Here is an 11,964-nt window from a genome sequence, read left to right on the forward strand (position 1 = left end):
GTAATACATGTCCAGCTCCACCAGCTGGAGATTTCATATCAGATGGTGATTTTGAAGCAAATGTTGGTTGTTGGGAAGTATTCGATAATGGTGGCAGTACAACAATATCTACAAATGTTAGCAATGGAGGAGGAAATAATTCAGGTCAAATAGCTACAGCTCAAGGAGCTAACCCAGGTTTAAAACAAACCAGATTTGGGGTAGGTACAATACAACCAAATACCACATATGTTGTAACATTTGACATTCAAGCGAATTCTGCGTTAGTAGATGGAGCAGTATTCCAAGCCTTTACATTTTCAGAGCCAGCAGATGGTTCTGGACTCCCTGCTACACAGCATGTGTTAGTGGCTGGAGATCCAAATGTTAATGCTAGTTGGGAAACTCGAACTTATGAGTTTACAACTGCGGCTAACGTAGACGGAGGGATATCCTTATTGTTCGAGTTAGTTTGTGGTGGAGCAGGAACTTGTGCGGGAACTGTAAATATTGATAATGTTTCTCTTACTCTTAAACCATAATATAATTAATATTTGAATTAGTGTAGTTAGTCTGAAAAGGTCGAGTGTTTTTGTCTCGGCCTTTTCAAACAACAAAATTTAGAAATCTGTAACGTCTCTCTTAAGATGCAAGACCAAAAAGTAGATATAAAAATGAATAAATCGTATACGATCCTTATTAGTTTGATCGTAGCATTAGGTGGTTTTCTACTAGGTTTTGATAGCGCCGTTATTTCTGGTGCAATAAAAGGAATTACCTCGTACTTTGAAATGACAGATGCTATGCTCGGTTTTGCAGTTGGCTGCGTCATTTTTGGTGCAATGGCAGGTAACCTATTAGCAGGACCAATGGCTGACAGATTTGGTAGAAAAAAAGTTCTAATTGTTGTAGCAGCACTATTTGCAATTTCAGCAACATGGTCTGCTTTGGCTACGGGATATACAGAGTTTATTATTGCTAGAATTATTGGAGGAGTTGGTATTGGTGGTGCCATTTTAATTGCGCCAATTTATATTGCAGAGATAGCACCTCCAAAGCTAAGGGGGAGCTTAGTTTCTTTTAATCAACTAAATATTGTTATTGGTATTTCGGTTGCTTATTTCTCCAATTATTTTTTGGTAAACTACGGTGATGAAAATTGGCGATGGATGTTAGGAGTTGAAGCGATACCTGCGGTAATTTATTTTTTATCATTGTTTACTGTTCCTAAAAGCCCGAGATGGTTAGTTCAGAAATTGAATAATGTTGAATCGGCCAACCATGTATTACAAAAAATAGGTGGTGAAGATTATGCCAAGGTTACTTTAGCTGAAATTCAACGAGGAGTTGACAAAAAAGAAAAAAAAGGTAAACTGGCTGATCTTTTCAAAAACAAGTATGCAACCATAATGATAATTGCATTTGGTATTGCTTTTTTTCAGCAAATTACAGGAATCAATGCCATCTTTTATTATGCGCCTACAATTTTTGAACAGGCTGGTGGAAGTACAGATTCATCTTTTTTACAAGCTATAGTAGTTGGTCTAACAAATTTAGTTTTTACTATAGCGGCAATCTGGCTTATAGATAAGTTAGGAAGAAAACCTTTGTTATTAATAGGTACTAGCTTTATGACAATAGCATTGTTAATGGCCACTTTAGCATTTAATAATGCTACCTATAAATTTAATGACGAAGCTTTGAGTAAAGTTAGTAGTATGGTTATGCAGGAGGCTTTAGTTAATTTTAAAGACAAATCTTTTAATAGTCAAGCAGAATTATTTACTGCTTTAAAAGAAAGACTCAATAACGAACAGTTTTTAGATTTTAAACGTAATCAAATCACAAATTTTATAAATATAAATGCAACAATGGTATTAGTAGCTATTTTAATGTATGTGGCTGCTTTTGCTATTTCTTTAGGACCGGTAATGTGGACATTAATTTCTGAAGTGTTTCCGAGCAAAATTAAAGGAATTGCGATATCTGTTGTTGGATTTTTTAACTCATTAATAAGTTTTTCTGTAACTCAAGTTTTTCCCTGGGAACTATCAAATTTAGGTCCGACCTTAACTTTTGCAATATATGCGGCACTTTCTTTATTAGCTGTTTTATTTGTTTATAGATATGTTATAGAAACAAAAGGGAAAACCTTAGAGGAAGTTGAAGAATTATTAATAAGAGCTTAGAAATAAATTAATAATGGTTAACGAAAGTATATTAATGCAACATACCGATACTAACTTGGATAAAAGAATAAAACTTAAACAGGTTGTTATAAATAACGAAACTTTTTATAGCATTACCAATGTAGACAACATGAGACCCTTCTTTATGAGTGTTGTGAGCGATTCAGATCACTGGATGTTCATTTCGAGTAATGGAGGTTTATCAGCAGGTAGAAAAGATGCTGACAATGCATTATTCCCATATTATACAGATGATAAGATTACAGAGTCTTACGATACCACTGGTAGTAAAACTATTTTTCAAGTATTTTTTGGAGATCAGTGGAGAGTTTGGGAACCTTTTTCAGAAAGGTTTTCTAGTAGTTATAATTATTCTAGAAATGTTTATAAAAGTGCATACGGAAATAAAATTCTATTTGAAGAAATTAACCATAATTATGAACTAACATTTAGATATGAGTGGAGTTCTAGCGATAAATATGGTTTTGTAAGAACAAGCTATCTTATTAATAATAACCATGACTCTGTTAATGTTAGGGTATTAGATGGTATACAGAATTTAATGCCTTATGGTGTAACTGCAGACACACAAGGTATTAGAAGTAATCTTGTTGATGCATATAAAAGAAGTGAACTTAAGGCCGATGTGGGCTTAGGCATTTTTGCTTTAAGCGCTATTATTGTTGATAGAGCTGAACCTAGCGAAGCTTTAAAAGCTAACACTGTTTGGTCTTTAGGTTTAGATAATCCTAAATATTTACTCTCTTCTTTACAACTAAACACTTTTAGAAAAGGAAGAGAGATATACCAAGAAGAAGATATTAAAGCTGAGAAAGGAGCTTATTTTATTGCTACAGAATTAACATTAGAATCTGAAGAAACAAAACGATGGATTTTAGTTGCTAATGTTAATCAAGGACCTTCTGATATAGTTACAATTTCCGAAAGAATAAGATCGAAAGAAGATTTAGAGATTCAGATAAAAAAGGATGTGGAGCTGGGAACAAAGAGATTAATTAACCTTATTGCTGCTTCAGACGGTTTTCAATTAACAGCCGATAAGCGTAGTAATGCACGTCATTATTCAAATACGCTTTTCAATATAATGCGTGGTGGAATTTTTGACGATAATTACAATATAGAAAAACAAGACTTTGTTAAATACATTTCTAAGGCTAATCGAAAAGTTCATTTTAATAACGAGTCTTTGCTATCAGAATTACCGGAAGTTTTCACCCTACAAAATTTAAGAAAAGTTGCCTATGAAAGTGACGATAAGAATTTTAGAAGGCTAGCATTAGAGTATATGCCTTTAAAGTTTAGCCGTCGTCATGGTGACCCTAGCCGCCCATGGAACAAGTTTACTATAAATACACGCGATGAAGTTGATGGTTCTAAAATCTTAGATTACGAAGGCAATTGGCGTGATATTTTTCAGAATTGGGAAGCCCTAGCTTCTTCTTATCCTGAGTTTATTGAGGCAATGATATTTAAGTTTTTAAATGCAACAACTTTCGATGGGTATAACCCTTATCGAGTAACTAAAGATGGTTTTGATTGGGAAGTGATAGAAGAACACGACCCTTGGTCTTATATTGGTTATTGGGGAGATCATCAAATTATTTATTTGCTGAAATTTTTGGAAATTATTCAGAATCATTACCCTAATAAACTTATTGACTATTTTAATAAAGATCTATTTGTTTATGCTAATGTTCCATATAAGATTAAATCGTATGAAGATATTTTAAAAGATCCTAAGGATACCATTATCTTCGATTATGATTTAGACCTCAACATTCGTAAAAAACGTGATGAATTTGGCGCTGATGGTGCATTGATTAGAGATGTAAATTACTTTATTCATAAAGTAAATTTTACTGAAAAGATCTTAGCTACAGTATTAGCCAAACTATCAAATTTTATTCCTGAAGGGGGTATTTGGTTGAATACCCAGAGACCTGAATGGAATGATGCTAATAATGCGTTAGTAGGTAATGGCGTGTCAATGGTTACTTTATATTACTTAAGACGTTTCTTAAACTTCTTTAAAGAATCGCTCGCTCAAGTTAACAATGATGACATAGAAATTTCTAAGGAATTAATAGAATTCTTTAACGGCGTATACAATACACTTAAAACTAACGAAAATGTACTAAGCGGAAGTATTGGAAATACAGATAGAAAAAAAATATTAGACGGTTTAGGTATTGCTGGTAGTAACTATAGAAATAGTATTTACAACAACGCCTTTACTGGAAAGAAAGAAGCAATTAAGTTAAATGATTTAAAAGATTTTGTAAATGTTTCTTTAAAATATTTAGATCATTCTATTGATACAAATAAGCGAGATGATAATATGTATCATGCTTATAATTTAATGACCGTTAAAAGTGATACAGAAGTTTCTATTGATTATTTAGATGAAATGCTTGAAGGTCAAGTTGCTGTTTTAAGTTCTGGATATCTATCAGCTAATGAATGTATTGCATTACTTGATAGTATGAAAAACAGTGCATTGTTTAGATCCGATCAGTACAGTTATTTATTATACCCTAACAAAGAATTGCCATTATTTGTAGATAAAAATAATGTTCCAAAATCACGAGTTGAGAATAATAATTTATTGATAGAGCTAATTAAGGATGGTAATTCACAAATTATAAAAAAAGATATTAAAGGTAATTATCACTTTAATGGTAATTTTAATAATGCAGAAAGTCTAAAAAAGGCTTTATCAGAACTACCACAAAGGTATGATCACCAAAAGATTGAAAATGAAAAAGATCTTTTCGAGTTATTCGAAGAGGTTTTTAATCATAAAGCTTTTACAGGTAGATCGGGTACTTTTTATGGCTATGAAGGATTAGGGTCAATATATTGGCATATGGTTTCTAAATTACTATTAGCAGTTAAAGAATGTGCTTCGCAAGCTATTAAAGCAAATGAAAGTGAAGAAACTGTTGGTCGTTTACTAGAACATTTTTATGAAATTAATGAAGGCATTGGAGTGCATAAATCTCCTGAATTATATGGTGCGTATCCAACAGATCCATATTCACATACACCTTATACCAAAGGTGCTCAACAACCTGGTATGACAGGTCAGGTTAAAGAAGATATTTTAACACGTATTGGTGAATTAGGTGTGTCTGTTAGAAACGGACAAGTTCAGTTTAATCCTTGTCTACTCAGAGAAGATGAATTTTTAAAAGAGCCTAAATTATTTAAATATATTAACCTAAATCAAGAGCCTAAAGAGGTACAATTATACAAACATGAATTAGCTTTTACTTATTGTCAAGTTCCTGTAACCTACGGTATGGCAAGTGAAAATAGTCTTGAGGTAACTTTAAAAGATGGTTCCATAACCACAATTACTGGTTTAAGTTTAGACGAAAAAACGAGTAAAAAATTGTTCGAAAGAACAGGTGAAGTAGAAAGTATAAAAGTAAATATTAAAAAAAGTATCCTAAAATAAGAATGATGAAAATAAGACTAAACATAGTAATTGCAATTTTATGCACAGTGCTTATGTTGTCTTTTAGTCAAAAATCAAAACAGGAAGAATCAATGCAAAACCCAATTAACAATAATATTACCGCTAAAGACATTTTAGGTAACCCAGACTATGTTGCCATTTCATATGGGGGTTACCGTAAAACATCTAGAGAATTTCAGCCTACTATGGCACAACTTAAAGAAGATTTAAAAATTCTTCAAGCTATGAATATAAAGGTCTTGAGAACCTATAATGTTCAATTAGCCCAGACATCTAATTTACTTAAAGCAATAAAACAGTTAAAAGCTGAAGATCATACTTTCGAAATGTATGTGATGCTCGGTGCATGGATAGATTGTAAAAATGCATGGACAGACAAAGAACCTGACCACAATATTGAAAGTGAAAAGAATGCGAGCGAAATACAGCGTGCAGTGAATTTAGCAAACAAATACCCAGATATTGTAAAAATAATTGCAGTAGGTAACGAAGCTATGATTAGATGGGCAATAAGTTATTATGTACAACCAGATGTGATTTTAAGATGGGTGAATCATCTCCAAAGCCTTAAAAGTAAAGGCAAATTACCAAAAGATTTATGGATTACTAGCTCAGATGATTATGCATCTTGGGGTGGTGGTAATGAAAGCTATCGTGTTAAAGACCTTGAAGAATTAATTAAGGCTGTAGATTATGTTTCTATGCATACATATCCTTATCATAATACACATTACAACCCAGAATTTTGGGGAATCAATGATGACGAACAGAATCTTTCTAAAGAAGAAAAGATTGAATCTGCTATGAAGCGCGCTTTACTCTTTTCCCAGAGACAATACGCTAATGTTTTAGAGTATGTTCATAATATAGCACCAAATAAACCAGTCCATATTGGCGAAGCAGGCTGGGCAACAGTTTCTAATGGGCATTATGGACCAAATGGCTCTAGAGCTACAGACGAATATAAAGAGGCTTTGTATTATAAGTATATGAGAGATTGGACCAATAAAGCTGGAATCTCATGTTTTTATTTTGAAGCTTTTAATGAACCGTGGAAAGATGCACATAATCAAAAAGGCTCAGAGAATCATTTTGGATTATTTACTGTTGATGGAAAAGCCAAATATGCACTTTGGGATTTAGTAGATAAAGAAGCTTTCGAAGGATTAACGAGAGGTGGAAGCCCTATTGTTAAAACTTATGAAGGTAATAAAGAGGAACTAATGAAGCATGTGGAATTACCATCTGTTAAATTGTCTGTGGCCGTTGGTTTTTAAACTAGAAGAATAATTATTAAAAATAAAGAGTAAATGATGAAATTGAGTAAAAATATCTTTGTTGTAGTGGTTATTTCATTGTCTATTTGGTCATGCAAAAACACCACTAAATTGAAAGAACAAGCACAAACCGAAAATCAAATTACAGCGAAAGACATTTTAGGTAATCCTAAATATTTAGCAATGTCTTATGGAGGGTATAGATATGCAGATCATAGTATTGAGCCAACTCTAGATGAACTAAAAGAGGATATGAAAATTCTTAGTGCCATGGGAGTGAAGATGATTCGTACATATAAAGTTCATTTTCCTCAAGCTGAAAATATTCTAAAAGTTATTACAGAATTAAAAAAAGAAGATCCAAACTTCGAGATGTATGTAATGCTGGGTATTTGGATAGATTGCAAAAATGCTTTTACCGATTTAGAAAAAGATCATAATACAGAAAGTGAAGCCAATGTACCACAAGTAGAAAAATCAGTTGCTTTGGCCAATCAATATCCAGATATAATTAAGGTTCTAGCTGTTGGTAATGAAGCAATGGTAAAATGGGCAGCAAGTTACTATGTAGAACCATGGATAATTTTAAAGTGGGTAAATTATCTTCAAGATTTAAAGAAAGAAGGGAAACTATCGAAAGATTTATGGATCACTAGTTCAGATAATTTTGCGTCTTGGGGAGGTGGTGGAGAGGAGTACCACGTTGAAGACTTAAATAAATTGATTAAGGCGGTAGATTTCCTTTCGGTACACACATATCCGATGCATGATACACATTATCAACCTGAGTTTTGGTTAGATCAAGAAGGTTTTGAAGGAAAAACCGATATGGAAAAAGTTGAAATTTCTATGTTACGGGCTAAAGAATATGCCATTAATCAATATGAAAATGTAAAGAAATATATGGAAAGCCTCGGTGTAAATAAGCCTATTCATATTGGCGAGACTGGTTGGGCAAGTTTTTCTTCAGGGCATTATGGTACAAAAGGTGCAAAAGCTTGTGATGAGTATAAAGAAGCACTTTACTATAAACATATGAGAGACTGGACTAACGAAGCGAAAATGTCTTGTTTTTATTTCGAAGGGTTTGATGAACCATGGAAAGGAGGAGATAACTCAGGAAATTCTGAAAAACACTTTGGGTTATTTACAGTTGATGGAAAAGCGAAATATACCCTTTGGGATGAGGTAGATAAAGGAACTTTTAAAGGGTTAACGAGGAATGGAAATCCTATAACTAAGACGTATGATGGAGATAAAGAAGCATTAATGAAAGATGTTGAAGTGCCTCCTACATCAGAGGAATGGCATGCGAATAAAAAATAGGTTGTAGTAAACTAACCAACATGAAGGTTTTAAAGAATATAATATCAATAATAGCAATTCTAATTATGATAAGTTGTAATAAGAAGGAAAACACACTACTTGTTGATGTATACGAGACCTCAGCATCAGGCAATAAATTAACTCAAATAACAGAATTTGAAAAAGCGGATAACCCTATTCAAATAAAATTATTACCTGAAAAAAAGCTGCAAACTATTACAGGTTTTGGTGGTGCCTTTACAGAATCTTCTGCCTATTTATTAAATAAACTAAGCAAAGAAAACCGTAAGAAGATAATCGATGCATATTTTAGTAAAGAAGGGGCACACTATTCTTTAACAAGAACCCATATGAATTCTTGTGATTTTTCATTAACTAATTATTCATATACGCCGGTTGAAGGCGATAAGAGTCTTGAACATTTTTCAATAGAAGAAGATAAAGAAGATTTAATTCCATTCATCAAAGATGCTATGGAAGCTTCAACAGATGGTTTTAAAATTTTCGGCTCTCCATGGACAGCCGCTCCTTGGATGAAGGATAACAACGAGTATGTTGGAGGTAAATTACTACCAGAGTATTACGATACTTGGGCGCTATTCTTTTCAAAATATGTAGATGCGTATAAAGCAGAAGGTATAGATATTTGGGGTTTTACAGTAGAGAATGAACCTTTAGGGAATGGGAATAACTGGGATAGCATGCATTACACGCCAGACGAAATGACCAATTTTGTTCAGAACTATTTGGGACCAAAATTAGAAGCAGATGGTAAAGGTGATTTAAAGATATTAGGTTACGATCAAAATAGAGAGCATTTAAAAGAATGGATAGATTCTCAATTTAAAAATGAAGAAACATCTAAGTATTTTGACGGTACTGCTATTCATTGGTATGCCAGCACTTTTGAAGTTTTTCCTGATGAATTACAATATGCACACGACAAGGCGCCAGATAAACTCTTGATTCAATCAGAGGCATGTGTAGATGCAGAAGTTCCTGTTTGGCAAGATGATTCATGGTATTGGAAAAAAGAAGCCACAGACTGGGGTTGGGATTGGGCTCCTGAAAAAGACAAACATTTACATCCTAAATATGCACCTGTAAATCGTTATGCCAGAGATATTATTGGTTGTTTAAATAATTGGGTAGATGGTTGGGTAGATTGGAATATGGTATTAGATACTAAAGGAGGACCAAACTGGTTTAAAAACTGGTGTGTAGCTCCAGTAATTGTTGATCCAGATAAGGATGAAGTATATTTTACACCTCTCTATTATACAATGGCTCATTTTAGTAAATATATTAGACCAGAAGCCAAAGTTATTGGTTTAGAAAATTCAGATAATAGCGTAATGGTCACTGCAGCACAAAACCCTGATGGATCTATTGCTATAGTTGTGTTTAATGAAAATAATAAAGCTAAAAATATTAACCTTTCTATTAATGAAAGAAGTACAGATATACAAATAAATGCTAAAGCAATACAAACGATTGTAGTAAAAAGCTAAGAGCATATTAACTAACTTAAATAGAATACTATGTCACAAGTGAAAACAGCCGCAAAAGATAGAGTTCCGTTAGGGCAAAAAGCAGCCTTTGGAGCAGGGCATTTAGTTTTAAATTTATATCCTGGAGCCTTAGGTTTCTTTATGTTTTTTCTATTAACTGCATTTGGTATGGATCCATTTTTAGCAGGACTTTTAGGCGGGTTACCTCGATTTTTCGATGCAATTACAGATCCAATTATGGGTTTTATTTCAGACAATACAAGTTCAAAATGGGGTAGAAGGAGACCATACATTTTTGTTGGAGGTATTTTAAGTGCTATTACATTTGTTTTGCTTTGGCAACTTGATGAAACCAATTCTTCAGACTATAATTTTTGGTATTTCTTAATTATGTCTATGGTTTTTCTTATCGGAAATACCATGTTTGCTACTCCTTTAGTTGGTTTAGGTTATGAAATGACTTCCGATTACAATGAACGGACACGTCTAATGGCATTTTCACAGACAGTTGGTCTTTTGGCTTGGGTTATTGTCCCTTGGTTTTGGGTAATTATTGCTGATCCAGATTTTTTTAGTAATCAAGCAGAAGGCGTAAGAACTATGGCATTATATGTCGGAATTGCATGTTTACTTCTAGGTCTTTTACCTGCTATTTTTTGTAGGGGTATTGATGCTTCTCATATGGGAGATAGGAAAAAATTAAGCCTGACGTCTATATTTAGCAATTTAAAAGATCTATTTAGGAGTATAAAAGAGGCTGTGAAGAATAAACCTTTTATGAAATTATGCGGCGCTACTTTTTTAGTGTTCAATGGTTATCAAATAGTTGCATCTTTTAGTTTTTTTATTTTTGTTTTTTACATTTTTAATGGAAGCTACGATGCAACTTCGACCTGGCCAGCTTGGTTTAGCTCTATTGGAGCATTAGTATCAGCATTTTTAGTGATTCCAATTGTATCAAAAATGGCCACGAAATGGGGAAAAAAGAATGCTTTTCTTATTTCTACAGCTTTATCTATAGTAGGGTATGCTATGAAATGGTGGGCTTTTACTCCTGAAAATGTTTGGCTTTCTTTTATTCCAATACCTTTAATGTCATTTGGTTTAGGTAGTCTATTTACTCTGATGATGAGTATGACTGCTGATGTATGCGATTTAGATGAATTAGAGAACGGAATGCCTAGAAAAGAGGGTACTTTTGGCGCATTATATTGGTGGGTTGTAAAATTAGGACAAGGATTGGCGCTAGTATTAGGAGGCTTGGTGTTAAAGCTAATAGGTTTCGATGGTAATGCTGCCACGCAATCGGTAGAAACTTTAACAAACTTAAGAATTGCAGATATAGTTATTCCTGTAGTAACGGCAGCTTTGGCTATTTGGGTAATGTGGAAATATGGCCTATCTGAAGAAAGAGCAAAAGATATTAAAGCTCAATTAGAAGAAAGAAGAGGAGTGTTATAATAATGTTAATTTAGATTATACAATTAAAAAATAGTAAGATGTCAACAAGAATAATCATCATAATAGGGGTTGTACTTATATTAATTGCAATCCTTAGTAGTATAAAAAGAAACTCTAGTTCAAGACTAATTAGTACTAAAATTGGAATACCGGCTGGTATTATAGGCATTTTAATGCTTATATACTCGAGCTATTCATCCGATTTAGTTAATTACAGTAGTCAAATGGAGCAAGTATCTATAGGGAAAAAATTAAAGATTGATGGGCCTATAAATACTATAAAAGTTATATCTCCAATAGATAAAGATTCGGTGGACTGCCGTATTTTAACTATGGGAGTTTATCCTGAATCTAACGATAAAGATATATGGGTGGTTATTAGACCGGTTGATGATAGATACTATCCTCAATCAGATCATACCAACACTTCTTATAAAAGAGATGGCGAATGGCAAGTTGTAACACGTTTCGGTGGAGATAAAGGTGAAGTTTATGATTTGATCATTTATGAAGCCGATTCAACTGCATCATCAATTTTTAGTAGTACTATAGCGAAATGGAAAGAAGCGGACGAGTACCCTGGGTTAGAACTAAAAGAAATGCCATCAGGAGCAAAGGAAGTTGAACGTATTGAAATTTACACTAGAAAAAATTGTAGAGGTGTTTTTTAGCATATAACAACTCTCGTTAATATGAAGCCTAGTTATAAATTAATGATG

At 33.2% G+C, this 11,964-nt stretch carries 8 protein-coding genes; all 8 read left to right on the forward strand.

Going from position 1 to position 11,964, the window contains the following annotated elements; all coding sequences use genetic code 11:
• Nucleotides 1–521 (forward strand): hypothetical protein (locus tag AC1EUV_RS04815; RefSeq protein WP_480197549.1); only part of this gene is annotated, 521 nt, incomplete at its 5' end.
• 105 nt (nt 522–626) lie between these two features.
• A complete protein-coding gene (locus AC1EUV_RS04820; protein ID WP_480197550.1) occupies nt 627–2,168 on the forward strand; it encodes a sugar porter family MFS transporter in 1,542 nt (513 codons plus the stop codon).
• Between the two features lie 34 nt (nt 2,169–2,202).
• A complete protein-coding gene (locus AC1EUV_RS04825; protein WP_480197551.1) occupies nt 2,203–5,649 on the forward strand; it encodes a hypothetical protein in 3,447 nt (1,148 codons plus the stop codon).
• Between the two features lie 5 nt (nt 5,650–5,654).
• Entirely contained in the window at nt 5,655–6,947 is a 1,293-nt protein-coding gene (locus tag AC1EUV_RS04830; protein WP_480197552.1) for a glycosyl hydrolase family 17 protein, read from the forward strand.
• 36 nt (nt 6,948–6,983) lie between these two features.
• Nucleotides 6,984–8,273, forward strand: a complete 1,290-nt coding sequence (locus tag AC1EUV_RS04835; protein WP_480198278.1) for a glycosyl hydrolase family 17 protein — start codon at nt 6,984–6,986, stop codon at nt 8,271–8,273.
• 20 nt (nt 8,274–8,293) lie between these two features.
• Nucleotides 8,294–9,784, forward strand: a complete 1,491-nt coding sequence (locus tag AC1EUV_RS04840) for a glycoside hydrolase family 30 protein (protein WP_480197553.1) — start codon at nt 8,294–8,296, stop codon at nt 9,782–9,784.
• A gap of 30 nt (nt 9,785–9,814) precedes the next feature.
• Nucleotides 9,815–11,245 (forward strand): MFS transporter, encoded by a 1,431-nt coding sequence (locus tag AC1EUV_RS04845; protein ID WP_480197554.1) that lies wholly within the window; start codon nt 9,815–9,817, stop codon nt 11,243–11,245.
• Nucleotides 11,246–11,283: 38 nt separating this feature from the next.
• Entirely contained in the window at nt 11,284–11,916 is a 633-nt protein-coding gene (locus tag AC1EUV_RS04850) for a hypothetical protein (protein WP_480197555.1), read from the forward strand.
• Nucleotides 11,917–11,964 lie beyond the last annotated feature (48 nt).

This window comes from Maritimimonas sp. 2304DJ26-3, assembly GCF_056591635.1.

Bases quoted from the DNA above. Each gene is read 5' to 3' on its own strand.
- AC1EUV_RS04820 (WP_480197550.1), top strand. From the start codon at position 627: ATGCAAGACCAAAAAGTAGATATAAAAATGAATAAATCGTATACGATC.
- AC1EUV_RS04825 (WP_480197551.1), top strand. From the start codon at position 2,203: ATGCAACATACCGATACTAACTTGGATAAAAGAATAAAACTTAAACAG.
- AC1EUV_RS04830 (WP_480197552.1), top strand. From the start codon at position 5,655: ATGAAAATAAGACTAAACATAGTAATTGCAATTTTATGCACAGTGCTT.
- AC1EUV_RS04835 (WP_480198278.1), top strand. From the start codon at position 6,984: ATGAAATTGAGTAAAAATATCTTTGTTGTAGTGGTTATTTCATTGTCT.
- AC1EUV_RS04840 (WP_480197553.1), top strand. From the start codon at position 8,294: ATGAAGGTTTTAAAGAATATAATATCAATAATAGCAATTCTAATTATG.
- AC1EUV_RS04845 (WP_480197554.1), top strand. From the start codon at position 9,815: ATGTCACAAGTGAAAACAGCCGCAAAAGATAGAGTTCCGTTAGGGCAA.
- AC1EUV_RS04850 (WP_480197555.1), top strand. From the start codon at position 11,284: ATGTCAACAAGAATAATCATCATAATAGGGGTTGTACTTATATTAATT.